32 protein-coding genes are annotated in these 25,885 nt (G+C 38.9%); 18 read left to right on the top strand and 14 right to left on the bottom strand.

Annotated features, from left to right (window positions below; translation table 11 throughout):
- Positions 1-3: 3 nt before the first annotated feature.
- The 13 genes from L4F92_RS07655 to L4F92_RS07595 form a co-directional block, all read right to left on the bottom strand.
- Complete coding sequence (locus L4F92_RS07655) at positions 4-405, bottom strand: type II toxin-antitoxin system HicB family antitoxin (protein ID WP_250363286.1); 402 nt, start codon at positions 403-405, stop codon at positions 4-6.
- A gap of 66 nt (positions 406-471) precedes the next feature.
- Positions 472-885 carry a type II toxin-antitoxin system HicB family antitoxin gene (locus L4F92_RS07650; protein WP_250363285.1) on the bottom strand — a complete coding sequence of 138 codons (414 nt, stop codon included), beginning with the start codon at positions 883-885 and terminating at the stop codon, positions 472-474.
- 44 nt (positions 886-929) lie between these two features.
- Positions 930-1,106, bottom strand: coding sequence for a type II toxin-antitoxin system HicA family toxin (locus tag L4F92_RS07645; protein WP_250363284.1), 177 nt, complete (start codon positions 1,104-1,106; stop codon positions 930-932).
- A gap of 80 nt (positions 1,107-1,186) precedes the next feature.
- Positions 1,187-1,747, bottom strand: a complete 561-nt coding sequence (locus L4F92_RS07640; protein ID WP_250363283.1) for an antA/AntB antirepressor family protein — start codon at positions 1,745-1,747, stop codon at positions 1,187-1,189.
- 386 nt (positions 1,748-2,133) lie between these two features.
- Entirely contained in the window at positions 2,134-2,679 is a 546-nt protein-coding gene (locus L4F92_RS07635; RefSeq protein ID WP_250363282.1) for a phage N-6-adenine-methyltransferase, read from the bottom strand.
- 32 nt (positions 2,680-2,711) lie between these two features.
- Positions 2,712-5,138, bottom strand: a complete 2,427-nt coding sequence (locus L4F92_RS07630; protein WP_250363281.1) for a replication endonuclease — start codon at positions 5,136-5,138, stop codon at positions 2,712-2,714.
- Positions 5,139-5,159: 21 nt separating this feature from the next.
- Positions 5,160-5,438 (bottom strand): hypothetical protein, encoded by a 279-nt coding sequence (locus tag L4F92_RS07625; protein WP_250363280.1) that lies wholly within the window; start codon positions 5,436-5,438, stop codon positions 5,160-5,162.
- A gap of 11 nt (positions 5,439-5,449) precedes the next feature.
- Positions 5,450-5,662 carry a hypothetical protein gene (locus tag L4F92_RS07620; RefSeq protein ID WP_250363279.1) on the bottom strand — a complete coding sequence of 71 codons (213 nt, stop codon included), beginning with the start codon at positions 5,660-5,662 and terminating at the stop codon, positions 5,450-5,452.
- Positions 5,640-6,050 (bottom strand): hypothetical protein, encoded by a 411-nt coding sequence (locus L4F92_RS07615; RefSeq protein ID WP_250363278.1) that lies wholly within the window; start codon positions 6,048-6,050, stop codon positions 5,640-5,642. The genes L4F92_RS07620 and L4F92_RS07615 overlap by 23 nt, the downstream gene beginning before the upstream one ends.
- 62 nt (positions 6,051-6,112) lie before the next feature.
- Positions 6,113-6,940 (bottom strand): hypothetical protein, encoded by an 828-nt coding sequence (locus L4F92_RS07610; RefSeq protein WP_250363277.1) that lies wholly within the window; start codon positions 6,938-6,940, stop codon positions 6,113-6,115.
- A 27-nt stretch (positions 6,941-6,967) separates the two neighbouring features.
- The gene (locus tag L4F92_RS07605) at positions 6,968-7,192 is read right to left on the bottom strand and encodes a hypothetical protein (RefSeq protein ID WP_250363276.1); all 225 of its coding nucleotides are present in this window, start codon (positions 7,190-7,192) and stop codon (positions 6,968-6,970) included.
- A gap of 29 nt (positions 7,193-7,221) precedes the next feature.
- Positions 7,222-7,455, bottom strand: coding sequence for a hypothetical protein (locus L4F92_RS07600; protein WP_250363275.1), 234 nt, complete (start codon positions 7,453-7,455; stop codon positions 7,222-7,224).
- The gene (locus tag L4F92_RS07595) at positions 7,455-7,622 is read right to left on the bottom strand and encodes a hypothetical protein (RefSeq protein WP_250363274.1); all 168 of its coding nucleotides are present in this window, start codon (positions 7,620-7,622) and stop codon (positions 7,455-7,457) included. The genes L4F92_RS07600 and L4F92_RS07595 overlap by 1 nt, the downstream gene beginning before the upstream one ends.
- Before the next feature lie 142 nt (positions 7,623-7,764).
- Between L4F92_RS07595 and L4F92_RS07590 the strand changes: the two genes are divergently transcribed.
- The 15 genes from L4F92_RS07590 to L4F92_RS07520 all read left to right on the top strand — a co-directional run bounded on the left by L4F92_RS07590 (position 7,765) and on the right by L4F92_RS07520 (position 21,553).
- Positions 7,765-8,346: a phage repressor protein CI gene (locus L4F92_RS07590; RefSeq protein ID WP_250363273.1), complete on the top strand. Its 582-nt coding sequence runs from the start codon at positions 7,765-7,767 to the stop codon at positions 8,344-8,346.
- A complete protein-coding gene (locus tag L4F92_RS07585; protein WP_250363272.1) occupies positions 8,343-8,960 on the top strand; it encodes a hypothetical protein in 618 nt (205 codons plus the stop codon). Before L4F92_RS07590 ends, L4F92_RS07585 begins: the two co-directional genes overlap by 4 nt.
- Complete coding sequence (locus L4F92_RS07580) at positions 8,957-9,727, top strand: OB-fold putative lipoprotein (RefSeq protein WP_250363271.1); 771 nt, start codon at positions 8,957-8,959, stop codon at positions 9,725-9,727. Before L4F92_RS07585 ends, L4F92_RS07580 begins: the two co-directional genes overlap by 4 nt.
- 20 nt (positions 9,728-9,747) lie before the next feature.
- On the top strand, positions 9,748-10,761 hold the full coding sequence (locus L4F92_RS07575; RefSeq protein ID WP_250363270.1) for a site-specific integrase: 1,014 nt from the start codon (positions 9,748-9,750) through the stop codon (positions 10,759-10,761).
- Positions 10,762-11,077: 316 nt separating this feature from the next.
- Entirely contained in the window at positions 11,078-11,920 is an 843-nt protein-coding gene (locus L4F92_RS07570; RefSeq protein WP_250363269.1) for a ParA family protein, read from the top strand.
- Entirely contained in the window at positions 11,913-13,289 is a 1,377-nt protein-coding gene (gene dnaB, locus L4F92_RS07565; RefSeq protein WP_250363268.1) for a replicative DNA helicase, read from the top strand. The genes L4F92_RS07570 and dnaB overlap by 8 nt, the downstream gene beginning before the upstream one ends.
- Entirely contained in the window at positions 13,279-14,985 is a 1,707-nt protein-coding gene (locus L4F92_RS07560) for a ParB family protein (RefSeq protein WP_250363267.1), read from the top strand. Before dnaB ends, L4F92_RS07560 begins: the two co-directional genes overlap by 11 nt.
- A gap of 10 nt (positions 14,986-14,995) precedes the next feature.
- The gene (locus tag L4F92_RS07555) at positions 14,996-15,547 is read left to right on the top strand and encodes a DUF2857 domain-containing protein (RefSeq protein ID WP_250363266.1); all 552 of its coding nucleotides are present in this window, start codon (positions 14,996-14,998) and stop codon (positions 15,545-15,547) included.
- Positions 15,548-15,697: 150 nt separating this feature from the next.
- On the top strand, positions 15,698-16,924 hold the full coding sequence (locus tag L4F92_RS07550) for an STY4528 family pathogenicity island replication protein (protein ID WP_250363265.1): 1,227 nt from the start codon (positions 15,698-15,700) through the stop codon (positions 16,922-16,924).
- Between the two features lie 610 nt (positions 16,925-17,534).
- Entirely contained in the window at positions 17,535-18,287 is a 753-nt protein-coding gene (locus tag L4F92_RS07545) for a PFL_4669 family integrating conjugative element protein (RefSeq protein WP_250363264.1), read from the top strand.
- A gap of 34 nt (positions 18,288-18,321) precedes the next feature.
- A complete protein-coding gene (locus L4F92_RS07540; protein ID WP_250363263.1) occupies positions 18,322-18,843 on the top strand; it encodes a DUF3158 family protein in 522 nt (173 codons plus the stop codon).
- Positions 18,844-19,022: 179 nt separating this feature from the next.
- Entirely contained in the window at positions 19,023-19,364 is a 342-nt protein-coding gene (locus tag L4F92_RS07535) for a hypothetical protein (RefSeq protein ID WP_035689393.1), read from the top strand.
- A 200-nt stretch (positions 19,365-19,564) separates the two neighbouring features.
- The gene (gene ssb / locus L4F92_RS07530) at positions 19,565-20,038 is read left to right on the top strand and encodes a single-stranded DNA-binding protein (RefSeq protein WP_250363262.1); all 474 of its coding nucleotides are present in this window, start codon (positions 19,565-19,567) and stop codon (positions 20,036-20,038) included.
- A gap of 27 nt (positions 20,039-20,065) precedes the next feature.
- Complete coding sequence (locus L4F92_RS07525) at positions 20,066-20,545, top strand: hypothetical protein (protein WP_250363261.1); 480 nt, start codon at positions 20,066-20,068, stop codon at positions 20,543-20,545.
- A 111-nt stretch (positions 20,546-20,656) separates the two neighbouring features.
- Positions 20,657-21,553 carry a hypothetical protein gene (locus tag L4F92_RS07520; RefSeq protein ID WP_250363260.1) on the top strand — a complete coding sequence of 299 codons (897 nt, stop codon included), beginning with the start codon at positions 20,657-20,659 and terminating at the stop codon, positions 21,551-21,553.
- On the opposite strand, the gene L4F92_RS07515 is transcribed toward L4F92_RS07520, so the two are convergent.
- The gene (locus L4F92_RS07515; RefSeq protein ID WP_250363259.1) at positions 21,550-21,801 is read right to left on the bottom strand and encodes a hypothetical protein; all 252 of its coding nucleotides are present in this window, start codon (positions 21,799-21,801) and stop codon (positions 21,550-21,552) included. The two genes, L4F92_RS07520 and L4F92_RS07515, sit on opposite strands and share 4 nt — an antisense overlap.
- A 293-nt stretch (positions 21,802-22,094) precedes the next feature.
- Between L4F92_RS07515 and L4F92_RS07510 the strand changes: the two genes are divergently transcribed.
- The 3 genes from L4F92_RS07510 to L4F92_RS07500 all read left to right on the top strand — a co-directional run bounded on the left by L4F92_RS07510 (position 22,095) and on the right by L4F92_RS07500 (position 25,823).
- A complete protein-coding gene (locus L4F92_RS07510) occupies positions 22,095-24,125 on the top strand; it encodes a DNA topoisomerase III (protein WP_250363258.1) in 2,031 nt (676 codons plus the stop codon).
- A 754-nt stretch (positions 24,126-24,879) separates the two neighbouring features.
- A complete protein-coding gene (locus tag L4F92_RS07505) occupies positions 24,880-25,344 on the top strand; it encodes an STY4534 family ICE replication protein (protein ID WP_250363257.1) in 465 nt (154 codons plus the stop codon).
- A gap of 80 nt (positions 25,345-25,424) precedes the next feature.
- Positions 25,425-25,823 (top strand): heme utilization protein, encoded by a 399-nt coding sequence (locus L4F92_RS07500; protein WP_250363256.1) that lies wholly within the window; start codon positions 25,425-25,427, stop codon positions 25,821-25,823.
- Positions 25,824-25,885: the final 62 nt, after the last annotated feature.

The following is a 25,885-nucleotide window of genomic DNA, read 5'->3' as shown; positions in this document are numbered from 1 at the left end:
TTTTTACGCGGATAATAATTTATCGGTGGCGATTTGAGCTAAGAAACCGCTACGGCTTTTGTATTCTGGATGACTAGCAATAAAGGTGTCAATTTTATGCAATAACAAAGCCGGTACGGTAATATTGATTTTTTCCGCTTTACCCATTAAGTGGGAAAGATCAACATCAACAGCGGAAACAATAAACCCTTTATATTCAGGGTTATTGATATGTGCTTCAACGTCTTGCGGTTTTGGAATATCTTCGCCATCCTCAAGCATTCCTTCGATATGCAAAGCAATGGCTTCTTTTGCATTCTCAAAGGCTTCAGCAAAGGTATCGCCCGCAGAAAAACAGCCCGGCACATCTGGCACAGATACTACATAGCCATCACTGACTTTTTCTAAACAAATTGGGTATAACATATTTTCTCCTACTCAAATAAGGGGACTTACAGTCCTGCTTGTTTTTTGATACTTTAAAAAATTTCTCTAAGCGATACCTATTCGTAAGTTTTTACCCAATGCAGATAATGCCTTTGCGATAGTGTCAATTTTTGTACTATGCGATAAATTAGTAATACGTTGCATTTCCTGTGGTTTTACCTTAATTCGTTTTGCCAAATCTACGTTAGATATTTTCTGCTCTAACATCTCATTCAGTAATAATACTTTAGCAAATACACTAGGTGGCAAATCAATAAGAACTTCGCCTTTTCTGGCTTTACTTGGTAATGGTACAGCACGCTGATCTTCAAAATAAAAATCCATTGCCGTTAATAGTGCATCTTTTGCCATATTTACCGCATCATCATAGTCATCACCGCAGGTTATCGCTTCGGGAATATCACGAAATGTGACTGTATAACCATCATCTTCACGTTTAAATTTTGCAGGATATAACATAGCTTACCTCATCTTAAAACAAGCCCCCTTGCGAGGGCTTGGAATTATACTAGACCTAATTGCTTTTTAATCGCTTTTACTGTTCCCGTTTTCATCTCTTTCGAGGGATGTCGGGGTATTGTCGATTGTTTGCCGTTGTAGTAAAGTTTGCTGTGATTGCTACCTTCTTTAACTTCAACGCCTTGCGCTTTCAGCCATCTTAAAAACTCACTTTGTTTCATTATTCCTCCGTGTGTCTTAAGATGAGATTATAATAAACATTTTTGTTTATTTTTGCAAGCAATTTTATAAACTTTTTTGTTTATTTTAATGATGTCCTATACTGATTGAGTTTGGTTGATTTACTCAACAACAAATACAAGATACGCATATCACTGACTTGTGCATAGTGTGCTTCGTTTAATTTTGGGAATAATGTCTGTAATGCGGGATAGACTTCTCCCGTGAAATAATCAACATAGTTTAAAAGTGCGGTAAGTTGGCTTTGCTGTACAGCATTTAACTTTAATGGGGGGCGAATGATCGGTGCAGATGGCATAACCGCACTTTTATTTCTGCGCTCACATTCAATAAAATAACGGCGGATTTGTCGTCCTTTCTCGTTGCGTTCAACCATTCCGAGTTCTTTACCCATATCAAGCGTTATATAATATTCTTTACGTGGTCGTCCCGCGGTGCGTTCAGTAGTAACAATATAATCTTCATCTTGGATAAAGCCGTAGTCTGAAATGCGATCTTTGATCCAATTCCCAAATTGTGTTTTTACTGTTAAAAATTGATGTAGATCACGAGCATTACAAAGTTGTACTGATTGATTAGCGATTTGCCCGTTAAAAACGGCAACTAAATTTGAATTAGTCATTTGTTATTCCTTGTAGCAAATTTTTAAAACTCACCACAAACAAACGCCAATTTGTTGGTGGTGAACTGTTCAAGGTTGGCGTACCGTCCTACAAGATAACGGTGATCTTTCGATCCCTTAAACAGCCCACCATTGGACTTTTTAAGAAATTTCTTAAAAAGGTTGATTTGCTGTTTTCAGTTAAAAAGTCGCTTTAGGCGACTATATTCTCACTGCCCTTGTAGTATATTCAGGAACGCCAATTCCCGACAGTCGATATTGCGACTGCTTTTTTTTAAAATAGCGATCATTTTTTTCGTTGTCAACATTTGTCTTTCCCCTTTTCTTTCTTTTCAGGTATAGCAGGTAAGTCATAAGGCTGTGCATTACGATTTACAGGAATATGACTAAAGGGCTGATAAACCATTTTCACGCCCCCATTGGTTGCCAATTTCTCGCATTTTTAGCATTGATATATAGCTTGTTTTTAAACAATCTAAGCCGTTGTTTGGGGCGAATAAAACCAGCATTTGCCCTTTATTATTTTGATCGGTTTCTTTTCCTGTTTCGTTGTTGATAAAAGGGATACGCTTATCTGTGATATAAACAATCTCTTTGGCATTACGCACACATTGATTAAACCATTTTGTTGAATTATCTACATTGAGCAACATTACTACGGTTTTGTTGTGTAGAACGGATTGTTGGATAGCCCGCATCACAAAAGGCAACGGATTTGAATAAGGCGGATTGCACCAACAAAAACGCCCGTTCCATTCAGTGATCAAAGTGTTTTGTTCTGGGCTGATGTATTTTTTCACTTTCTTGTTATGTGCCATTGCGCACACATCAAGATCAAATTTGATCCCAAAGTAGGCTTCTGCAAACCAAAATACCCACCAGGGTGTCGCCCACAAGTCTTTATCTTGTTTCTCTGTATTAGATTTATTCATAATTATTTCCTATTGGTTGAATTTGATTAATATCAAGAAAACATATCCCAAATTTTTTGTAAAACGCCACTCGTGTCAGACGTAACAGCCTGAACAGGTTGCTTGCTTTCGGTGATAATGACTTCATCATTGATAACTTTTATCGAATGTTTTCGGTTTAAAATAAGTCGATTTCCTTTCAATATCCAATTTATTTGTCGATCATTGAGTGGTTTTGCTATCGGTCTTACTACTTCTTTGATCCTTTGCTCTAAAATTGAGCGTTTTTCTAGGTTACAGTTACTGACACAAGTCCAAGGGCGGGCAAGCCCGCCTAAGTTAGCCTCGCTTCGCTCGTGGGATTCAGTGTGGCGATTTGGATCACCTTTCTTAATAACCCATTTTTTAGTACGAGTAAGAATAGGTTCGTCTAAGGTAAAGACATTTTTCACCCCCTTAATAATTTGGCGTGTTTCGTTGTATTGGTTTGGTTCGCTGGTTTCGCAGTACATTTTCAATGGCACATCTTTGCGTTCGCTCAAAAAGCCGTTTGGCGTTAACGCACTCACAAAAGCGGCATAATCCCCCACATCGGCACAAGCGATTGTGCGTGCAAGAGTAAGATCGTCAAATTGCCACGCTTTTGGATATGCCTTGGCTTGTATGGTTTTGGTTTCTTGTGGTTGGCTTAAATCAAGGTTGAATTGATTGGCTTGCTCACGGGCTTTCGCTTGGGCTTTTTGTGCCGCACGTTCTTCTTTCGCCTGTTGGCTGGCAAGGCGGCGTAATTCTCGCCAAAGGGTGACGAATTTATCGCCGTAGAACTGGAATTGACGAATGTGCCAAATGCTCGCCCAGGCACGTGCATTTGCGGCGAGGTCTTTTAGCAATACATCTGGATCTTCATCGGAATATTCATCATCAAGGGCAAACCCATTAATATTTTTGGAAATATATTTCACGATATAACCCGTTGGCGTGCCTTGGGTTGGGTCGCATTCTTCCACTTTGCAGCGGTGTTCTTCTGCGCCACGTTCATCGCCGTCTTCTTCAAGCGCTTTCAGGCGGAATAGGCGGATCACCTCATCTTTGTGTTCGGGTTGGATATAAAGCAACAAATGCCAGTGTGGTGTGCCATCGTGGTGTGATTCAGCAACACGCATACCATAAAAAGCAATGCGGCGCTTTTTGAGTAACGCACGGTATTTTTTCCATACGTTATTCAAATAGCGCTGCGTATCTTTTGGGCTTGCACCGTTATATTTTTTATTCTCACCGCCTTTAACGTGTTGGGCGTGATATTTACTTGGTGCGGTTAATGTCAGGAAAAGCGCAATATGCCCTTTTTGCTCTGCCCATTCTTCAATGCCGCGCAAGCGGTTCATCAGTTCTTGACGGCGTAAAGCAGGGTTACTTGAGCTTTTCAGATACATATCAAATAATTCTGCTTGTTCGGCAGGATCATCAATATTTTCTACAATCATTTGTTTCAAATAATCGTAGTTTTTCTTAATTTGCTCTTTCCATTCTCGCAAACCATCGTAAGACACATAAAGGCTCACGCCACGGCGTACACTACCGCACGCAATGGCGATATGTTCCACCATTTGACGCTGCACGGTACGCATACGCGTAAACCAATGTTTTTCACACACTATACGGCTAAGGGCGGAATCAACTATATCACCCTTGATTTTCTTTGCGTTTTTACGGCTTTCCCAATGATTGAGGGCAAAGCCCATTGATTCACAGGCTTCACCACATTGTTTATACAGTGCTAAAAAATGTTCATCAATTTCCACCGCACTTAGCTTTTTACCTTGATTGCGCTTAGCAATGCGTTGCACATAGTCATATTGATATTGGCTAAAGGCTCTGGCTAATTGTTTGGCAATTTCTTTTAGTTTGGTCTCTGTGAGTAAATAAAATGGAATGCTTGCTTTTTGTGTTTCTTTTTTCTGCCAAAAAGCATAATTGCGTTGTGCTTTTTCACCGTCATAACTGGCTTCAAATTCTGTGCGATAGCTTTCATCTTTGGCACTTAATTTGATGTCTAACATCAAATCGTCTAGCCATTTCGGGTTTTTGCCCTGAAAGGCTTGCAGCCAAGACACATTACAACGATATTGAGCAAAAACGAGTTTTAAGCGGCGACCTAAGGTTTCTCTAAGCCAAGTGTTGGCGTGGTTGCGTTGCTTATTGCCACAGGCGAAAGCGATAGAACCATCATCTTTCACACTGCGATATTCACGCAAATAGAGCTTACGAAAGGTTTCACGCTGACGCGCACGGGGAAATTGTTTTAAGTATGCTTCGACAAACTCATAATCTTCTGGCACGGTATCAAATAATTCTAACTGTGCCGCAGTAAGTTGTTCATCGGGATCGCGTTGTGGCTTATAGGGAATAGGTGGCGACACCTGAAAAAAAGGTTCAGGGCGATTGTTCGCTGTGGAATTGTTAGAAGGAAGTAATGACATCACAACCGCCCTGAAAATGGATTATTGACTTACGCTTAACGCTTTGATTTCTTTAATTTCTGCCAAAATAGCTTGTAGCGTGTTAGCGCAATCATTCAGGCTATTGACTTCTTCATTGTTTAATTCGCAGTGTTGCAAGGTTTCAACCACTGCTTCAAAGTTGCGGCAAAGTTGTCCTTTTGCGCGTTTCCACGTACCTTCATCGGTTAAAATCAGCTGATAAAACACAAAACCATTATCACTAAAGACAATTTGATAACGGTTGGAAAGCTCAATAATGTGTTGGTGTTGAATGGTCATTGAGTTGCTCCTTAGTGAATGACGCGTGCCAAACGCATTAGGCTGACTAAATCAGCGACTTCTTTACGGCATTGCGCCGCTTTATTGAGAAAATACTGCTTTCTTGCTCGTTCTCGCTTGGCGTAAGTTAAATAGGCGTTATGGCTATCTTTCCAATAAAACATCGCACCGGCGACAACGTCTAAATTAAGCTGGTTTAAATTAATTGCTGTGGTGTTTTTCATTGCGTAACTCCCGTTGTTTTAATTGTTTGCTGCTTGTGTATGTTTCTAATGCGCTTTCGCAAGGTAATTTCTCGGCTAAGCGGCGAATGTAACGAATGGCTTTTACAATTTTTTTAAACCCTTCATCACTGTAATTTTCTAGCTGAAAGTTGGAATGGTAAGGGTTGCTTAAATCGCTCTCTGATGTACCGCCGATAGCAATTAATAACTTTTTATCTCGCTCCGAAAGAGCATTGAATGCTCGCGTTATCGGATCAGCCATATTCAACATTTTAAATAATTGATTAATGCCCCTTTGATTTACCTCTTGGGGCGTTTTTTCAATTTCGGGAAAATCGGTAAACGCCATAATCAATGCTCCATATTTTCGCGGTGATGAGCTTTGCACTTTTTCCTTTTGGAAGTGCGACAATCTGCCGCATTCCCAAAGGCATCAGTTGAATTGCTGGTTTATTTTGTGTTGGGTGGGTTTGTTTTGGCATTGTCATCCCCTTTGCTTTTGCTGTATCCTTGTGCATAAATCGCCATTAATTCGGAACTTAATTCAAAGAGGTCATCATATGTCTTACCACTCAAACAAAAACGAACAAACGCTTCACCAACATCTGAATGAGCTTGAAGTGAAAGTGCTGTTTCTTGAAAAGCTAAATCGCGCACTGATTCGCGCACTGGCTCGAGTGCAGCCGCGTGATGAAGTTGATGTGCTTGACGCCCTTGAGCAAGAGCTTTCCCACGCAAGCGACGTAATTGCGCAAACGTCCCCCGAATTGGCTGATGTGTTTGATCGCTACTTGGCTGAACTTCTGGGCGAGCCACATTCTGACGCTTAGCTTTTTGTTTCATCATCTCCGCATCAAAACGCATTGAGGCTTGTCGAAATGCCTCAAGCTCTTGCGGACTAAATACAAGGAAATTAGGATATGTACGATCCGAACTATGATGTTTATATAAGCCAACAACTTTGTAGAGCAATTTATCATTTATTGACAGCTGATCAGCGTAGCCGTGCAACGCCTGAATCGCTGGAAATGCTGCTTGAATTTGACGTATTTGCTCGCAATCAGAAGGGCTATGCCACAATGTATCAAAAGGTGCATAATGGACTTGCACGGACACTACACTTTTATGGATCTCTGCTAACTCCATCCCAGCGTCAACAGCTAGTTTCTCAACAAGATAAACTCTTGTCTGAAGTGCCTGCAGGCGCAACTGAAGCTGATAAAAATATTCACTCAAAGTTGTTACATCTTCGTTTGAAGGGTTATGTTGATTAGTCATTGTTTTTCTCCACCTATAAAATTTTCTTTAAAATCCCACCGCACTTTGATGAGTGCGGTTTTTGTTTTTCCATCTTTCACGTTTTGCAATTTGCTTATCGTTACTTTCGTAGCAAGCCTTGCACCAAGAATGGAAACCCCATTTACTTTTATTGCAACGATAGAAAAATTCTTTGTCAGCAGGGTAAAACTCACCACAACAAGAACATTTCAATTCGATACCTAATTCCGTTTCAATAAATTGGCGTGCCATATTTATTCCTATTGCTGTATTGGTGCGGTTTATATCAACCCGCCCATTTGACGAGTGGCAACCATATCAATAAACCACATTGGCTTTATTTTTCCTTTTTCCCGCTCGCGCGGAATGAGCCAGCCATTCTCAAGAGCATATTGCACTTGGCGCGGGGTTCTGTGATAAAGCAGAGCAAATTCTTTTATGGTTAAAAAGCGCCGCGCCCTTAAATTGGCTTCAAGTTCTGGTGTCAGTACTAATTCTTCTTTACATCTTCCCATCAGGCATTCTCTCCCTTTCTTCGTTTCATTCCCTCTAACACTAACGTTAGCCCCATATTGGTAAATGTCCGATTTTCTTTAGCGGCTAATTCCTTTAGTTGCTCAAGTTGTTCTTCTGTTAAATAGAACTGAACCTTTCTCCTTGTAGCTGATTGCGTTTCTTGCATATAGCACCCCTTTATGCTTTGTGATATGATTTCAAAATACATCAAAAAGAGTTCTCTTGTTCTCTTTTGTGGTTAAAATTGACCATAGAGATAATATAATGGTTAATTTTGACTTGCAACTTATTTTTTATGGTTCTTTTTTATGATTAAGGAAATTAAGGGCGGAAAAGCCGTTATTGATAGACTGCAAAAAGCCTATGGATTTGCTAAAAGAAAAGATTTTGGCGAATACTTAGGAATTTCGCCAAATACCTTTAGTTCTTGGGTTAAGCGAGATTATTTCCCTGGTGATTACGTTGCAAAATGTGCAATGGAAACAGGGGCAAGATTGCAATATTTGATTTATGGAGAAGAGCCAATTTTTGATGAAATTAGCGACTTGAAATATTTTCATACAATCTTGCTTGAAAATGGAAAATCTTTCATAAAAGGCGCGACACCTTTATTTATCAATCTGTTACCGAATTTAGAAAGCCGCGAGGCTTACGACAATGTTTTTGGCATTGTGGAGAACAATTTGACGTATTTCGCCACAAAAGATGTTGGCAATTTAACTGACGGGGAATACTTCGTCATCGTGGAAAATTCCCACTTGATCCGCTATATCACCGTGCTACCAGCCGGCAAAATCCGTGTGGACGGCGGGAAGTTTTCTTTTGAGTGTGATGTCAATGATATTGACATCGTGGGTAAAGTGATTTTGAAAATGGAGAAGATGCGGTGACATCTCCTAAAGTATTAAAAGTTCTAGAATACCCCCACAAGATAGATTTTTGGTATGAACTTGAAGATGGGACGAGAGAACGGATAATTAGTTACTTAGTGGGTATTGCAGATTTAACTCCTGACAGTAGTGATGATGATTGGGAACCCGCTTTTGTTTTAAATGATGATCTTGATACAAAAGACTATTATCTTGTTGCATCACGTCGCATTACTTCAAAAGTGAAAGTAAGGTCTGGAGATTATTTTTATCCTGAAGAGATAATTACAAAACAATTTCTTAATGACCTAGAAAATGGAAAATATGATAAAAAATTGAAGAATTTCAACGATTATGATTCTAAACAAAAAATTATTTGGGATGGTAAGCCTTTTGATTTTTCTTATCCATACCAAGGTGGCTTTAGAAAACTTCGATTAGACCATATTCTTTATAACCCGGAAAAACAAGGTATTTATTGGAAATGTTTTTGTTATATGAAAAAAACTACACGAACATTTAAACAGGAGAGTTTCAAAAACGCTGTGTTTATTAATGATAAAGAATATTCTATGAATGATTTTTATATTGAATTTTTGAAAGTTAATCCTGAAACTGGGGAGATTTTGGAATGAGATTAAACATTAAATTCTATTTACTATGCTTGGCATTATTATCATCAATCGCTTATGCAAATCAAAGTAATTATGAAAAATTATTTATCAAAAATTCTATCAATGATTTAAAGCAATGGGCGCTTTCTGCAAAGAAAAGTAATTTTGTTGGAGATACTTATTCAGCTGATCAGATTTATGCTGATTATACAAATAATGAGCTTGCAGCGAATAAAAAATATAAGAAACACCCAATTAGAATTAAAACAACGGTAAGTAAAATTAAAGAAGATGTTTTTGGCAATGCTTTTATTGTTTCAGAACTAAAAAAAGCCACATTAGGACAGGCTTATTTTAAAGTTGATGAAAAAGATGAGCGTGTTTTAGCTTTATCAAAAAATGATAAAGTTGATCTAATGTGTAAATTTGATGAGTTTACTCTTGATTCATTGAACTTCAAAGATTGTTTGTTTACGGATCAGTATTTGGACAAAGTGCTAGCCCCTGTTTCTGAACGTTTGCAGTCAGAAACTTCATCTAACTACAAGCCTAAATCTCAAATGGAATTTGCTCTTTACACAATAAAATCAGCTATGCCATCAACTTTATTGGAAAAATTGTGCACGCAAGATCTGAAAAATTGCAGTATGGATAATATGAGCAAAACTAAAGTATTTTCTAAGAAAGAGAAAGAGCAAATAAAACAGGCTGTAGAAAATATGGAGAAAATATTAAAAGAAAATGAAGAATTAATGCAGGATTTGCCTAGATTTCCCAATGTAGAGTAAGTATTTTATTCATTATTAAAATGTCAGTACGAAAAGACCCTAGCAAAGGTGGCAAGTGGCTTGCTGATTTCTACCAAAATGGCAAACGCATTCGCAAATGGTTTTTAACCAAGGGTGAAGCTATTCGCTATCAAAATCAGCATAGTCAAAAGCACGATAAATTAGATGATATTGAATTGGTTGTTGCAGAAGGGCCAACACTTAAAGAGCTGATAACGGAATGGTATGATTTGCACGGTCAAACCCTATCAGACGGTGAAAATCGCCTAAACAAATTGCTAAACCTTGCCACTAATCTAGGTGATTTAAAAGCGGAACAACTTACCAAAGATGTTTTTGCGGAGTATCGTAAATCACGCCTTGCAGGGAAATTTTCCAAAAATCCCAAACGCCCACCGAAAGAAGCCACGGTAAACCGCGAACACGCCTATTTGCGTGCTGTGTTTAATGAATTGCGAAATCTTGGCAAATGGAAAGGTTCAAACCCATTAGAGGGCGTGCGCTTGTTTAAAGAATCTGAAACGGAACTTGCTTTTCTTTATACTGATGAAATAGAACGGTTGCTTATTGAATGTGATAATTCTCGCAATAAAGATTTGGGGCTAATTGTGCGCATTTGCCTTGCCACTGGCGCACGTTGGAGCGAAGCAGAACAGCTTACTCAATCGCAGATAATGCCTTACAAAATCACTTACATCAACACGAAATCAAAGAAAAATCGCACGATACCTATAAGCAAAGAACTTTATGAGATGCTGCCTAAAAAGCGCGGACGTCTATTTGATGATGCTTATGAAGCCTTTGAAAATGCGGTAGAGCGTGCCAATATTGACTTGCCAAAAGGGCAATCAACCCACGTTTTACGCCACACTTTCGCCAGTCATTTTATGATGAACGGGGGCAATATCCTTGTGTTAAAAGAAATACTAGGGCATTCCACCGTTGAAATGACGATGCGCTATGCACATTTTGCCCCATCGCATTTAGAAAGTGCGGTAGCACTCAATCCATTATCTAATCTAAAAAGGGATTAATTTTTTCAAAATCCCTTGTTCTTTTTGGTGGCTATTGGTGTCTATTTTTGTTTATAATTGTTTATCTTTGTGTAAAATTGTTTATTTAATTTGGCGACTAATCAATAACTTATTGATTTTATTTGGTTTAAAAAAGTATTTAAAATCCCTCGACTTTCGAGTCGTGGCGGTTCAAGTCCGCCCTCGGGCACCATTTGAAATCAACTCTTAAGTAGAGTTTAAAGTAAGATTTGATCAATTCTAGATACTCTCTTCTATGTAATTAATTTCAGTCAATACTTTCTTATCCATTTTTCTTGTATAAGTGAGTATGATTATGAACACTAATCAATTTTTTACCAAAAAACCATTCATCATTACCATAGCCTCAACCAAAGGCGGTTCAGCAAAAAGTACAAATGCGGCGAATATTGGTGCATTTTGTGCAGATCACGGGTTAAAGACCTTATTAATTGATACCGATACGCAACCGACACTCAGTGCTTATTTTGCTTTAGATTATGTCGCACCAGGTGGTATCCATGAGTTTTTGACCTATCAAGATGTTGATCCCGCCCATATTATTTCAAAAACAACCCTGCCCAATTTGGATTTAATTCAATCCAACGATCCCACAAATAATGTCAGCCAAATGCTACGCAATGCTCCTGATGGTGCAATACGGTTTAGTTTTTTGCTGAAAAAGCTCAAAGGCTATGATGTGATTATTGTGGATACACGCGGAACACGAGATATTACGGTAGATATGTCTGTACTTGCCGCAGATTTATTATTTTGTCCTATCTTGCCACATATTTTATCCGCAAAAGAATTTCTTCGCGGCACGATAGGTATGTACCAAGAATTGCAGACCTTTGAGGCATTTGGGTTTTCGCTCCCGCCGCTCAAAGCGGTGCCTAACTGTGTCGATCATACCAATGATGTGAAATTTGTGCTTAGTCAGCTAAAACAGCTTTTTGAGCAAAACTTAAGTGCTGATAAAACCCTCCTTGATTTTCATATTCCTGACAAAGTCGCTTACCGTGAGGCGGCAACCTATTCATTGCCCGTCTATCGACATAGCAAAGCAGAGTATGCCGTAATTCAGGCACTGTGTATGCATTTGTTGCCTCAATTTGCCCATCAATTTGAGCAAGGTTTAGGAGGACATAATGCGTAAAACGAAAAAATCCCCCGCTGAGCTTTATTCGCTTGAGGCAGAATATTCCGTCATTGGCGGGTTATTGATTAATGCGGATTGCTTTGATGATGTGGCGATCATTCTCACCCCTGAAGATTTCTATATTGTCGAGCATCGCTATATTTTTGAAACTATTGCGTCACTGGTTAACCAAAATAAAGCCATTGATATACTCACAGTATCGGAAGCTTGCAAAGAAAAAGGCAGGCTGGAAGATGTCGGGGGGATTGCCTATTTAGCTGAAATAGCCAATAACACGCCATCCGTTGCCAACATTGTAGCTTATGCAGAGCTGGTCAAACAATATAGTCGGCAACGCCAATTTTTAGCCTTGGGGCAGTTTATTTTAAGTGAAATGAAGGAGCCTAAGAATGCGGAAAATTTGGCAGCACTTGCCGAGCAGATTGAACAGCGATATACGAAAATTTCGTTAAATCAAACAGATAAAAGTGCGGTGCAATTAGCGGACATTTTTTCGCAAATGTTCGATAAGATGGAGCAATCTACCTTAAGTGCGGATCCTGTTACAGGCACACCATTAGGTATTCAACAAATTGATGAATTGACCACTGGCGGGCAAGCGGGGGAACTGATTATCATCGCTGCTCGCCCTGCGATGGGAAAAACGGCACTTTCTCTCACGGCCACTGCAAGTATTCTGGATAAGCTGACGGATCAGCCCGTGTTTTATTTCAGTCAGGAAATGCCAGCTGACCAGTTATTACAACGTTTTATGGCAATGAAATCACGAGTGAGTTTGCAAAAAATTCGTCGAGCAACCGAGCTTGAGGAAGAAGATTGGAGCAAAATTACGGATTCTGCGGGCGATATTAAACAAAACTGGGACAAGCGATTAATTATTGATGATGAGGGGGCATTAACGATCCCTCGATTACGCAGTAAAGTACGTCAATATAGCCGACAATATGGCTTGCCTGCAGCGGTTTTCATTGATTATCTCCAATTAATGCGAGGTACAGGCAGAGTAGAAAACCGACACCTTGAAATCACTCAAATTTCAGGGGCATTGAAAGCCTTAGCCAAAGAATTAGGGCGTCCTGTTTATGCCCTTTCACAACTCAATCGTAGTTTAGAACAACGTACCAATAAACGCCCTGTCAATGCAGATTTACGCGAATCTGGCTCGTTAGAGCAAGATGCTGATGTGATCCTATTTATCTATCGTGATGAAGTCTATCACCCAGAAAGTGTCGATCGGGGGCTAGCTGAAATCATTATCGGAAAACAACGTAATGGCCCATTAGGGAGCGTGAAATGCCGTTTTTATGGTGAGTTTAGTTTATTTGAAAATGAAATGAATTTAGGTGGATATCGCAATGAATATTAAAAACAAAAAATTATCAGATGCTGTGGCACGGAATTTAAATGTCGCACCAATGGTGAATACCTCGCCTTCTTATGTAGGGGCGGCTGCGACGCATTACCCTACAACCTCTCAGTACATTACAGTAACTTTGGATAAATTACGCCCTTATGAGCATAATCCACGCAAAACCCGTAATCCTAACTTTGAGATGATCAAAGAATCTATTCGACGTCGCGGACTCGATCATAAGCCTAATATTACCCAACGTCCAGGTGAGCCGTTTTATATCATCGCAGACGGGGGGAATACGCGGATTCAAGCCTTAAAAGAGCTATTTAGTGAAACCCAAGATCAGCGTTTTTGGGCGATTGAATGCCTATATAAACCTTGGAAAGGGGAGACAGCGGACAGTGTGGAAGCCGAACTCGATTTGCTGATCGGTCATTTAATTGAAAATGATACCCGTGCAGATTTAACCTTTATAGAGAAAGCGTTAGGGATTCAGCAGGCGAAGGAGTATTACGAGAAAAAGTTAGGAAAACAGCTTTCGTCTAGAGAATTATCAGATGTTTTAGAAAATGACGGTTACATTATATCGCATGTTTTAGTAACAAAGATGGAACGGTGTATAAATTATCTGTACCCTTTTATTCCTGATGTATTGTTTAATGGATTAGGTCATAGCCCAATAGATAAGTTGCTAGCCATTCGCAATAACGCTCTTGAGGTTTGGCAACAATATCAATTTGATACAGAAATCACGTTTGAAGCTATTTGGAAAAATAGTCTTTCTCGTTGTAATGATGATCACCCATTCAATGTGAAGACCTTTCAAGATGCCTTAATTAATGAGATGACGGATGCCCTTGAGGGTAAAGTCAGCTATGAAATGCTCTATGTGGAAGTGGATCTTGATGAGCGTAAATTCCAAAAATTAGCGAAAAAGCAGCAAGAAATTGATGCACAAATTCAGCATAGTGAAGAAGATGTGGCGAGATTTCAGCAACAGCAATTGGAAAAATCCCTTTCTGAACCTGTTCAAGACGTTGAGATGACCGAATCAGAAAGTGCAAGTGCCATTACATCAATCTTTGATGAACGTGCCGAAAACGCAGAAAAAAATGACCGCACTTTTGTAGAAGATGCCAGCCACGATAGTTTAGACACTGAAGCCGTCAATGACATTGTGAATACCGAAACAGTCTATGAGGTTTCTCGTTCTGAACCAACCCAAGATCTCGCCCAGCAATTTGTCCAAAATTATGGCATTACGCCAGGAATGAGCATTCAGGCTCAACGTGAGCAGCAAGCTATTGCAAATGGGCTAGAGTTTGCTTGTGTTGGTCGTCAACCTGTTGCGGATATTTGGCAAGTGTACCCAAGTCGCCAACATAAAGCGGAAGCCTATTCACTTGCCTTAGATATTGCCGAGCAGTTTGAGCTTGATGAACTCGTTGAACACGTTGTAAATGAGCCTGTCGATTACAGCTTTCAGATGAAAGCCGTCGAAGATTCCTTAAAAGATGATACCCAACGTACCATTTATGAGTTGCTCAGTATGTTGCAAACACAGAATCTAGCCTATTCGGAAGCCTGTTTTCTTGATACGGCATTATTGTTAGGTTCGGCAGATCGAGAACCTAAAATTGATGATGTCACCTTGGTGAAATTATTTCGACTCATTCGTCTTGTTCGCTATTTGCGGGCTTCAGCTTAATGGAGGCGTTATGCTTGATAATTTAAATAAAGTGATTTTAGACCACATTGTCAATAATATCCGCGAAGGTAACGTGAATACCTGCCATCACCTTGGCTTTTCAACGGCAGAACTCAGTGAAATCCAACAGTTAAGCATTGATGAAATGTACGATATTGCTCAATCTAAAGTGCCGATTGCAGCGATTAGTATCGATCACAGTGCCTTTTGGAAAATGGTCAAAATGGCACAAGTCAATTCGCAGGAACGAATGATTATTGATAGAGCCTTGCTCCTTGGTGCGTCTATCCAGATGTTGAATGCCTACTTTGGTTTGAGTACGACGAAAGTCTCAGCAAGACGCAGTTTGCTGGGTATTCGTGAAGAGCCAGGACGAAAAGCCACGGCCACTGATGAGCAAAAGACGCTTTTATGGGAATTATGGTGTCAACATAAAGGCAGTATTCAGAGTTTAGAGTCAATGGAAGGTCTGGAATTATTAATGTTGTTTGCGGAAGAAACGCAAATTAATTTGACGGCGATTTGGCGTGCGGTTGAGCCTTGGTATCGTAATAAAAAATAAAATAAAAAATCCCCAAATGTGTGAGTGCACGTTTGGGGATTGGCGAAAAATCGCCTTGGCATTCTTCTTGTATAAAATGCAGAAGCATTATAACGAAATATAGACCCAAAACAATCGGAATAATTAAATACAGGTTTTGGAGAATTAAACATGACAATTTTTGAGCAAATCACCACATCGCCTAAAACAGAGCAGGGATTACTGTTTTTTGGGAATCAGCACGAAACCGTGCCAACACGGCTACTTTATGATCCTTATTTAACCCCACGAGCCAAATTTGCTTGGCAACTGATCAAGCATAAAGCTAGAGAGTTTCAAGGGGGATTATTTCCGTCTTACGAGGTGTTAGGAAAACTGCTTTCAGATAAGCCTTACTTGAATGCGAGCCTATCGCGTAAAACCGTCAGTCAAACCTTATTACTGCTACGCCTGACAAGGTGGTTGACTCTTTGTGAAACCGTGCGTAATGAATTAGGGCAAGTAAAAGGGAATGTCTATTTACTGCACGATGAGCCTATTCCCATATTAGATGCGATTCAACTTAATGAAGATTATTTACATTTGCTCCATTCAGCCACAAAACATAAAGACGTCATAGTGAGAGGGGTTGCGACGCATATTGTCGATAATATTCTTTCAGATAAAACCCAATGGCACTATGTTTCACATATTGATTGGATGCAAGCCCGTTATCAAGATTATTGTTCTCGTCTCGGAAGTGAAAAAGAGGCTGATTTTTCTCATTTAAATTTAGATACTGTGCAGCAGAATTTGCTGAGTTCCAATAAGGAACGCAGTCAAAACAGCAAGGAACTCAGTGAAAAAATGATCAATTTACCGAGTTCCATTAAGGAACTCAGTCAAAATGAGCCAAGTTCCAATAGGGAACTCAGCCAAGAAAAACAGGCTAAGTCATTGATTTTATGCTCAGTTCCATTAAGGAACTTAGCAAATGCTACGTACAAGTACAGTACGGTATTTATAAATAAATACTGTACAGGTACACCAGAGGAAATTGACTGGACACTCAACTTAAACGACTTTGAAAAACGGGCTGTAGCCAAAGCGATGGAAGGGCTTGACCTAGGGTTGTGTCAAGCCATTTTGTTTGAAGCGGGCGAACGTCTTGCAAAAGGGACCATTAAGAAACCACAAGGGTATTTGCTAAGCCTAGTGAGAAAAGCCCATTTAGGACAATTTAATCCCTATTTACTTGAACAACACTTAAGCCAATGTCATACGCCAGTGGTGAATCAATCAAAACCACAAGTGATTGTGCCAGAGCAAGAACAAACGATATCGTCTGTGCCAACACTTGAACAACGTCAAGCTAGAGCGGAAATGATACGGAAATTTAAAGCACAATTGTTGAATTAAGTGCAAAAAATAATCAGTGAAGAAGGGTTCTTCAAAGTACAAAAAACAACCAGTGAAGAATGGGTGCACAAAGTACAAAAAATAAGCACTGTGCAAGGGTTGCACAAAGTACAAAAAATATCCACTGTAAAGGGGCTTTGCAAAGTACAAAAATTAATCACTGTAAAGGGACTTTCCAAAGTATAAAAAATGAACACTGGAAAGGGACTTTCCAATGTATAAAAATTAATCACTGTCCAGGGGCTGGACAAAGTACAAAAAACAACCAGTGAAGAAGGGTTCTTCAAAGTACAAAAAACAACCAGTGAAGAAGGGTTGCACAAAGTACAAAAAATAAGCACTGTGCAAGGGTTGCACAAAGTACAAAAAATAGCCACTGTAAAGGGGCTTTGCAAAGTACAAAAATTAATCACTGTAAAGGGGCTTTCCAAAGTATAAAAAATGAACACTGGAAAGGGACTTTCCAAAGTATAAAAAATAAACACTGGAAAGGGACTTTCCAATGTATAAAAATTAATCACTGTCCAGGGCTGGACAAAGTACAAAAAACAACCAGTGAAGAAGGGTTCTTCAAAGTACAAAAATCAACCATAGAATAAGGAGTATCTATATGACAACTACCGATCTTCAAAATCAACGACCAGGACCATTACGCAGTGCACCTGAAATTACTATCAATACCCATCATGCTTCTAAATTATGGGTGGGGCGTGCTGCGGTGCGGAATGAACAAGGCAAAATTACCCGTGCAGGGATCATCAGTATGCCGAATTGCTTGAGTTTATTAAGTCAAATTCAACGTGCGGCAACGAATGATGATCCTTATGCGGATGACTATCTACTACGGTTTGAAACCAAAGTGTTAGGTTATCGTCAGGAAATGCAGCAATTGGTTGATAAGGTAAATTACCTTTATCGTGAACAAATCCCAGCGGCATTCCATATGGAAAATTCAGTATCAGTAGAGCCCGCACGTTATGCACTGACCTTTAATTCTCAACTTGGCTATCAATTAATTTTCCTTTTTTTGAAATTTGATGAGCTCGCTTGTGCGGTAATGGCCGCATCTCATATTGCCTTAATGACGCGTAGCGAGGCTTCAGATTGGATTGAAGCTGGGGCAAAACTCATACGTCAATGTTTTGGCTTAGTTGAAAATTATCGCCATTCAGGGATTACCCGCCGCGATGCAATCGAAAATAACGCACGTTATAAAGCTGCAATAAAACGGATGAAATATGAATTATCCCCTGAAATTTTATCTGGTGAAAAACGTGCAAATTTTGCTCCAGTCATAAAAAATGCCTCGTCATCTGAAGCTGAACCAGAACAAGATGAGTTTGTTGAGAATGGCTCAGAATAAAAAAACATCATAAGAATGGCACAAGGTTTAGGTAATGATAAAGATGAAAAATGAATTAATTCCTAAAAATATGTATCGGGATCTCGCGGTACAAACTCCACTGAATTTAGTAATGAAACAATTTTTTAGCGAAGTAAATAGTGTAGAGGATTGTGAGCAATTACAGCTCTCTCTTTATCAAGTGAGAGAGCATTTAATCAGCCAACATCAAGATATTGTCAAAAAATTAAGAAGCAATGAGATTACAAAAGCCTTAGGGTTTCGTTTAATGCAAGATAAAGCCTCTTCTTCAGGTGGGCATTTTTTACGTTGGCGTATCACGATTGGACAAGCGAATCAATCCGCTGAAAAAGGCGGGTTGATTTGGAAAGGACTTGTTGAAGATAGTTCGGTATCTGACGGCATTAAAAAACGTATTGCTCAGATGGAAAAAGAACGCTTGGTGTTAAATATGCAAATGTCGGTATTAAATTCGATGATGCGACAATTATCCGCAACCATTGATAAATTAACCGAAGTTGAAGATATCACTCAAGGTGAAATGTCGCCTAATTAAAAAAGTTTGTAATGGTTGGATTTTTGAGTTTGTACTCATTGGATTTTCAAGGTTTGTACTCGCTGGATATAAAAGGCCTTTTAAAGGTAAGGGGACAAGCCCCTTACCTTAACGAAAAATGGCATTACCTTTGGATAGGTTATAGATAACAATCACTGATTAATAGAGGAGTATTAGTAATGGAGCATCAAATAGATTTTAATCATTTTATTGATATAACGTACAGCATTACATCGTGGGAAGATTCAAAAAGTATACAACAAGACTTATTGTTAGGTGAAAGCCGTAATTTGGCACTTTATACTTACTTAAGTTCCCACTATGGGGATAGTGCAGATATATATGATTTTTCAAATGGAAAACAGGTTTTTGCATTTTATTTAAGCCAGAATAGATTTCTTTCCCTAGTTGAGCAATTTAATTTACCAATTGAAATAAAGTTAAATAGAAGCAATGATAAGTGTAAAGATGAAATACTAGATGGTACTTATATCGGTTTTTATCTGGTAGATAAAAAATAGAGTAGTTAGGTAATTAATTTGACACGTTATTTATAATGGAGGTTGTTATGTCAAAGATAGAAATTTCATTCACAATTAAAGTAAACCATAGCAGCTCAATAATTATTTAAAATTGAAATTGAATTACCCCCTTTATTCCTGACTAAAATCACGTTTAATACAGATAACGTCAATTATCAATCATTTGTGAGGACAACATTATGGCAGGGATTAATAAAGTGATTATCGTGGGTAACCTTGGTGCAGATCCTGAAGTAAGAACAATGCCGAATGGCGAAGCGGTTTCCAATATAAGTGTGGCAACTAGTGAAAGTTGGATAGATAAGAATACAAGTGAAAAACGTGAATTAACCGAGTGGCATCGGATTGTGTTTTATCGTCGTCAAGCTGAGATTGTGGGAGAATATTTACGCAAAGGCTCGAAAGTCTATGTAGAAGGGCGTTTAAGAACCCGTAAATGGCAAGACCAAAGTGGGCAAGACCGATACACCACAGAAATTCAAGGTGATGTGCTTCAAATGCTAGATAGCCGTACAGATCGAGGTCAAGGTAGTAACCAATATGCTCAACCTACACAGCCTGTGCATCAAGCTCCAAGAAACACTTCACAATCAACGCAAGCACCACAGTCAGATATTAATGACATGCCTTTAGACGATGATATTCCGTTTTGAGTTTGCTAATAATTTGGAGCTGATATAATGAAAACATTAAAAATTACAACTGCACTTTTTATATTGGGCATTATCTCAGGTTGTGCTGAACTTTCTGCAATTAACCACAAAGTAGGGGATTGGGCGGGAGAAATTAATCGTACGCTCAATGCGGATAAACAACAATTCTCGGATACCTTAACCTCCAAACGAGATATTGATACCCTATACGTACGCATTAAGCGTAATGTGGGGTTTGAAACAATGGAAGAAATGTTAAAATGCGATCCTGAATCAAATAAGAACTGTGCATGGAAGAAAAGCGCAATTGCCGAAGGCGGCTATGTCCATGAAAAAACGCCAGGCGTTTATTATCGAATGGCAGATTCCTTTGGCAAAGAAGGTCGATATTATGCTGAAGTTATCTTAGAAAAAGAGGGCAGAAATACCCTTATTTCTTGGAGGGTGAAAGGTTCTCAAGACTTTGCTAATCAAATCAAAGCAGATATTTTAAAAGCAGTTAAATAGGTTTATTTGCTCAAAAACCTCAGTGTTGCCCAATCTTGATGATTGGGCTTTTTTATTTGCTCATGAGTCCGTAAATGTTATGATTGAATGTAGTGAGGTATAGGAGGCACTATGGATAGAATAAAGTTTGATCAAAATGATACTCAGAATTACCCTATAGAGAAAAAACTTTTTGAAGAAAAAACGCATAAATCTAAGTTGTTTAATCGCCGAAATGTTTCTGGTGAAATTAATCAGTATGCCATTTGTCCCGCTTGTAATGGACCCGTACAGGTTATTGGACTTTACAAAAAACTGCGTAATACTGATAAACCTTATGGTAAGCATATCAATTATTCCTTGTCGGGATTAGCCTCTTATTATCAGGAAGATTATGATTATTGCCCCTACCGTGCTAAACGGCAAGAATATAATAAAGAAACTAGAAAAGCTGAAGTCAATCCTCTTGTTCGTTCAATTATCCAAAAGCTTGTCCTAAACTTTGATCGTATGATTTATCTCATTTCTAAATACACGGGAATATATATAAGTAAATCATTTGCACGCATTTTATTGAATGATTACTTTGATAGTAAAGCTTATCTTTATCCTGGCTCCACTCTGATAAATATTCCTTTTATGCTAATGTATTTTATGCGAGCGAATACATTGTTTTATCGAAAAATTGATCTTAAAAGCCGTTTGGCTCAGGCTTTAGAAAGCTGTCAAGAGCTTGCAATTGAGAATGGTAAGATATGCAATAACACAAATGGTTATCAGAGTTTGGAGTTTTGCTTTATTGCTCATGAGACTAAGTTAAATCAACATACATTAATTGAAACACTGCTATTTCAAGTAATGCTAAATAATAACCTCATTTATGAAGATAAGTTAGAACTGGAGCCGAAATATATTGAAAACCTTATCCATTTTGATCAAACTAAATTAAGTGAAAAAATAAAGGAAAATAATAAATCACTTATAAAACTAGCCAAAGAAGTTGCTAAAGAGAAGGGTTTTACTTTTTAGAGATGGTGAGAGGGAATTTCTACTATCTTAGAGATTTCGTCCCACCAAGTTTCAGGAATAGGTGGAATAACGTTTTCGTTTTCAGCAAATTTTAAGCATTCAAGTAAGGTGGATAAGTTAAGGGAAAAATGATGATAATTGTCCTGTAATGAAAAAATAATAGGCTCGTCACATTGATGGCATTCAGGTGATTCACCATTATTAAGAATAGCTCGATTTGATAATGCGTCATTTTGATATTTGTTCATTAATCTATCTCCTAGTTAATAAGAATTGAATAATGCCCAAACTTTATCATAGGAATAGAACAAAGTTCGGCATTAAATCAATTTAATAATCAGATAAATAGGAGGAGAAGTTTAAATCAGATAAGAACAATTTTGCAAAAGCGAGCCTTGGAGTGTATTTGAACAAAAATCTCATTATTGCCTAATCTTGATGATTGTTTTATTTATTTAGATTTAGATAGAATAAAAAATTGTGAGTTAATATTGTTATTGATTAAATGAAACCATTAAAAATGTTATTTAATGGTAATTAGATGAAACTATTTCTATGCGAAAAACCCAGTCAAGGACGGGATATTGCAAAAGTGCTTGGTGCAACACAAAAAGGGGAAGGGTATTTATCAACCGCTGATGGCACAATCGTTGTGACTTGGGCAAGAGGGCATTTAGTCGAACAATTTTCGCCAGAACAATACGATCCTGCACTTAAAGCGTGGCGATTAGATACCCTCCCAATTATCCCTTCCCAATGGCAAGTTTCCCCTAAACCTGATGCAAAAAAAGAATATAAAACCGTGATGGCATTGCTGAAAAAAGCACGCACGGTGGTGATTTCAACTGATATTGATCGAGAAGGGGAAACGATTGCCCGTGAGTTATTGGACATTGCGGGCTATCGTGGACATATTCAGCGGCTATGGATCACCGCACTTGATGAAATTAGTGTGCGTAAAGCCCTCAGCCACCTTAAAACTAATGAAGAAACCTTGCCACTTTATTATGCGGGGCTTGCTCGTAGTCGGGCAGATTGGTTAATTGGAATGAATTTTAGTCGAATGTTTACCCTTTTGGCACAGCAACAAGGTTATCAAGGTCCGCCGCTTTCGGTGGGGCGAGTGCAAAGTCCTACATTGGCTCTCGTAGTGAATCGAGATAAGGAAATTGCTCATTTTGTCCCGACCTCGCATTATGCCTTGATGGTGCAAGTCTGTGGAGCCAATACGCAGTCTTTTGAGGCGAGTCTTTTGGTTCCTGAAAAATATTGTGATGAAGAGGGGCGTTGTTTAGAGATAAAGGTTGTTCAGCAGGCAGAGCAACAGATTCGTCAGGCGGGTCAAGTGCAAGTGAAGAATGTAGAAACAAAGCGGGAAAAAGAAAGTCCGCCGTTACTTTTTGCATTAAGTGATTTGCAGGCAGAGTGTAATCGCCTCTATGATTTAGGAACACAACAAGTGCTTGATATTGCACAATCCCTTTATGAAAAACATAAAGCAACCACCTATCCGCGTACGGATTGCGGTTATCTCCCTGAAGCACAATTACTTGAAGTGCCTCAGGTCATCAGTAGCCTAATGCAGTCAGATCCTAAGTTACAGCCTTTACGAACACAGCTTAATTTGAGCCAAAAATCCCGTGCGTGGAATGATAAAAAAATTACCGCTCACCACGGGATTATTCCCACAACACAGCCCGTCGATATTAGCAAAATGGACGAGAATGAGTTTAAGGTTTATGACTTAATTCGTCGTCGTTATCTCGCTCAATTTCTACCGCACTTTGAAGTGGATAAAACCCAGATTCAGCTATCTTGTGGAGAGCATCAATTCATTGCTAAAGGTCAAGTGATTGTGGTTGCAGGGTGGAAAGCATTGTTTCGTGCTTCTAAAGAAGCACAGGGAGAGAAACAAGGTTTACCAATACTGAATAGTGGGCAAATGTTGAAAGTGATGAATACGGAAGTAAAATCACTTAAAACCACACCGCCTGCACACTATACAGAAGGCACATTGCTCACGGCAATGGTGAATGTCGCCTGCTTTGTTACCGATGAACGGCTAAAGAAACAGTTACGCGAAACAGAAGGACTGGGGACAGAAGCCACTCGAGCCAGTATTATGAAAACCCTTTATGACCGCGGTTATATCAAGAAGAAAGGGAAATCCATTGTGGCGACAGAGGCAGGTGTGATGTTGATTGATAATTTACCGACGGTATTAAAAGATCCTGGTTTAACGGCATTGTGGGAACAAGCCTTAAACCAAATTGCTGAGAACCAAATGAGCTTGCAGGGATTTATGCAAAAGCAAGAACAGTTTATTCGCCATCTTATTCAAACCTGTGGACATCAAGGCGTTAAAATGGGCAATATAGACATTAAAAAATGTCCACAATGCGGTAAGCCACTTAGAAAAATGAAAGGGAAAAATGGGGATTTCTGGGGTTGTGCGGGCTATCCACAATGCAAATATATTGAATCAAACGCAAAGAAAAAATCTTCTGCCAGAAAAGCAGCACCGATTAACCTTTCTCAACAATTTGCAAATTTGCGTCAGTCCGTCAAATAAGGTAGTATGGCAGGCAAAAGTAAGCCGTTTTAACATTGTCGGTCATCAATGTTGTGCCGAAATACCCTTAGCACTCTGAAAAAGGGTTCTGTGATATTGGGAGTGTGTATTTTTATCTTTTTATTGACAATCGCGTGATTGCTAAGTCGTTATCGCATTTTATTAAGTGTTATTACGACTTAGCAATACGTTGCTTCTTTATCCTAGCCAGAGCCCACTGGTGAAAAATTGGGTGCCCTTTGTATCGATTGAGATGCCTCCGTTATACTGATTAAAGACCACAATGTAATCAGGTAGATGCGATAGGAAATCAAACATTGTAACGAAGATGGGAAGATTTCAATCATCCATTTATATTGGTCTGTCATTCACACAATTTTTTCAAATTGTTATCTTAAAAAGTAAATAAGCCATAAGTGAATTGTTCATTTATGGCTTATTTACTTATGGAACAAAATTCTTTTTTATTAATATTTAATTCTTTCTATACGGGAGAGGCGATTTTGCGGTTTAATGTGGGCATTAAGTCGCTACGTTGTAGCCCTTAGAAGTTGCCAAACACTTGAAAGAGCAACGGACTAGCCCGCAGTGGTAGTTGTGTTAATACCAGCCGAAATGTCATCAGCATTCTGAAAGATGACGCTGTGAAAACAGGAATGCTGCCTCATCTGTTTAACCCTGGCGGGGAACATTTTTCCCGTGTTGGGTAAGGATGTTTCTCCGCTTTTTTTATTTTTACTTTAGGAGAAACATTATGTCTAACTCATCTACACAAAAAAATTTCTTCAACCTTCATACTCAAGGTTTAGGCTACTTGAACAATATCCGTTTAGTGGAGCCGAAAAAAGGAACGCCTTTCTACTCTTGCGATATTGCTGCATTAGTAGGGGAATCATCTCAGCCTGAATACCGTTTTTTCAACTGTAATGTGGTTGGAAAAGATACGGAAAATCTGGTTAAACGTTGTCAAGATGCTGTAAATGCTAACAAAAAAGTCTTGGTCGCCTTTGTGATGTCAGACCTTTGGTTTGATACTTTTACCTATCAAAAAGACGGTAAAAATCACAAGAAAGGTGATACAGGCGTGGCATTGAAAGGTCGCTTGATTAATATCAAAATGATTAAAATTGATGGTGAACTCAAATATTCTAGTTCTACTGAAGCAAAAACAGAACATGTTGAAAATGCCAACGTAGAATTATCAGCACCACAAGCTTAATCATTATACTCAACGGAAAGACTGGCACATTTGTCAGTCTTTTTCTTTATCCTCATTTTTCTTTTTAGCAGGAGAATACAATGAAACAAGGTATTTATGTTAACGGAAAACCTGTCTTCACTCAGATTGCTCATGGCAATGTGAAAAATATGGTTGTCTCATCACAAACCATCTCAATAGAGAATGGACAAGTGTCAATTCAAGCACCACAGCTTACCATTGATGGGCAGGTGATTGTGCTTGAAAAAGCACCCGTTTTACACATTGAAGTCTTCGGTAATGTGAATCATATTGATGCAGGCAATGTCACCGATATTGCGGTAACAGGTAATGTCGAACGCATTGAAACGGTCAATGGTGATGTGTCTATACACGGCGATGTGTCTGGTAGTGTTAAAACCGTGAATGGTGATGTGCAAGCACAACGGATACAGGGAGCGGTCAATACGGTTTCAGGTGATATTTATCGCGATGATTAACCGTTGATTGCCTGTTTTAACATTCACTCAACCCCACATAGGGAATGATGTCCCTTGTGGTG

Origin of the sequence: Avibacterium sp. 21-595 (assembly GCF_023611905.1) — a bacterium.
GTDB lineage: Bacteria > Pseudomonadota > Gammaproteobacteria > Enterobacterales > Pasteurellaceae > Avibacterium.
The sequence above is the reverse complement of the archived record's forward strand: the minus strand, read 5'-3'. Positions and strand labels throughout refer to the sequence as shown.

Coding starts and splice junctions, on each gene's coding strand:
- L4F92_RS07525 (WP_250363261.1), top strand. CDS start 20,066: ATGAAAACATTAAAAATTACAACTGCACTTTTTATATTGGGCATTATC.
- L4F92_RS07550 (WP_250363265.1), top strand. CDS start 15,698: ATGACAATTTTTGAGCAAATCACCACATCGCCTAAAACAGAGCAGGGA.
- L4F92_RS07635 (WP_250363282.1), bottom strand. CDS start 2,679: ATGAATAAATCTAATACAGAGAAACAAGATAAAGACTTGTGGGCGACA.
- L4F92_RS07575 (WP_250363270.1), top strand. CDS start 9,748: ATGTCAGTACGAAAAGACCCTAGCAAAGGTGGCAAGTGGCTTGCTGAT.
- L4F92_RS07595 (WP_250363274.1), bottom strand. CDS start 7,622: ATGCAAGAAACGCAATCAGCTACAAGGAGAAAGGTTCAGTTCTATTTA.
- L4F92_RS07645 (WP_250363284.1), bottom strand. CDS start 1,106: ATGAAACAAAGTGAGTTTTTAAGATGGCTGAAAGCGCAAGGCGTTGAA.
- L4F92_RS07605 (WP_250363276.1), bottom strand. CDS start 7,192: ATGGCACGCCAATTTATTGAAACGGAATTAGGTATCGAATTGAAATGT.
- L4F92_RS07625 (WP_250363280.1), bottom strand. CDS start 5,438: ATGACCATTCAACACCAACACATTATTGAGCTTTCCAACCGTTATCAA.
- L4F92_RS07555 (WP_250363266.1), top strand. CDS start 14,996: ATGCTTGATAATTTAAATAAAGTGATTTTAGACCACATTGTCAATAAT.
- L4F92_RS07650 (WP_250363285.1), bottom strand. CDS start 885: ATGTTATATCCTGCAAAATTTAAACGTGAAGATGATGGTTATACAGTC.
- L4F92_RS07515 (WP_250363259.1), bottom strand. CDS start 21,801: ATGAACAAATATCAAAATGACGCATTATCAAATCGAGCTATTCTTAAT.
- L4F92_RS07505 (WP_250363257.1), top strand. CDS start 24,880: ATGTCTAACTCATCTACACAAAAAAATTTCTTCAACCTTCATACTCAA.
- L4F92_RS07500 (WP_250363256.1), top strand. CDS start 25,425: ATGAAACAAGGTATTTATGTTAACGGAAAACCTGTCTTCACTCAGATT.
- L4F92_RS07535 (WP_035689393.1), top strand. CDS start 19,023: ATGGAGCATCAAATAGATTTTAATCATTTTATTGATATAACGTACAGC.
- L4F92_RS07610 (WP_250363277.1), bottom strand. CDS start 6,940: ATGACTAATCAACATAACCCTTCAAACGAAGATGTAACAACTTTGAGT.
- L4F92_RS07640 (WP_250363283.1), bottom strand. CDS start 1,747: ATGACTAATTCAAATTTAGTTGCCGTTTTTAACGGGCAAATCGCTAAT.
- L4F92_RS07630 (WP_250363281.1), bottom strand. CDS start 5,138: ATGTCATTACTTCCTTCTAACAATTCCACAGCGAACAATCGCCCTGAA.
- L4F92_RS07620 (WP_250363279.1), bottom strand. CDS start 5,662: ATGAAAAACACCACAGCAATTAATTTAAACCAGCTTAATTTAGACGTT.
- L4F92_RS07580 (WP_250363271.1), top strand. CDS start 8,957: ATGAGATTAAACATTAAATTCTATTTACTATGCTTGGCATTATTATCA.
- L4F92_RS07510 (WP_250363258.1), top strand. CDS start 22,095: ATGAAACTATTTCTATGCGAAAAACCCAGTCAAGGACGGGATATTGCA.
- L4F92_RS07545 (WP_250363264.1), top strand. CDS start 17,535: ATGACAACTACCGATCTTCAAAATCAACGACCAGGACCATTACGCAGT.
- L4F92_RS07655 (WP_250363286.1), bottom strand. CDS start 405: ATGTTATACCCAATTTGTTTAGAAAAAGTCAGTGATGGCTATGTAGTA.
- L4F92_RS07590 (WP_250363273.1), top strand. CDS start 7,765: ATGATTAAGGAAATTAAGGGCGGAAAAGCCGTTATTGATAGACTGCAA.
- ssb (WP_250363262.1), top strand. CDS start 19,565: ATGGCAGGGATTAATAAAGTGATTATCGTGGGTAACCTTGGTGCAGAT.
- dnaB (WP_250363268.1), top strand. CDS start 11,913: ATGCGTAAAACGAAAAAATCCCCCGCTGAGCTTTATTCGCTTGAGGCA.
- L4F92_RS07520 (WP_250363260.1), top strand. CDS start 20,657: ATGGATAGAATAAAGTTTGATCAAAATGATACTCAGAATTACCCTATA.
- L4F92_RS07560 (WP_250363267.1), top strand. CDS start 13,279: ATGAATATTAAAAACAAAAAATTATCAGATGCTGTGGCACGGAATTTA.
- L4F92_RS07570 (WP_250363269.1), top strand. CDS start 11,078: ATGAACACTAATCAATTTTTTACCAAAAAACCATTCATCATTACCATA.
- L4F92_RS07600 (WP_250363275.1), bottom strand. CDS start 7,455: ATGGGAAGATGTAAAGAAGAATTAGTACTGACACCAGAACTTGAAGCC.
- L4F92_RS07540 (WP_250363263.1), top strand. CDS start 18,322: ATGATAAAGATGAAAAATGAATTAATTCCTAAAAATATGTATCGGGAT.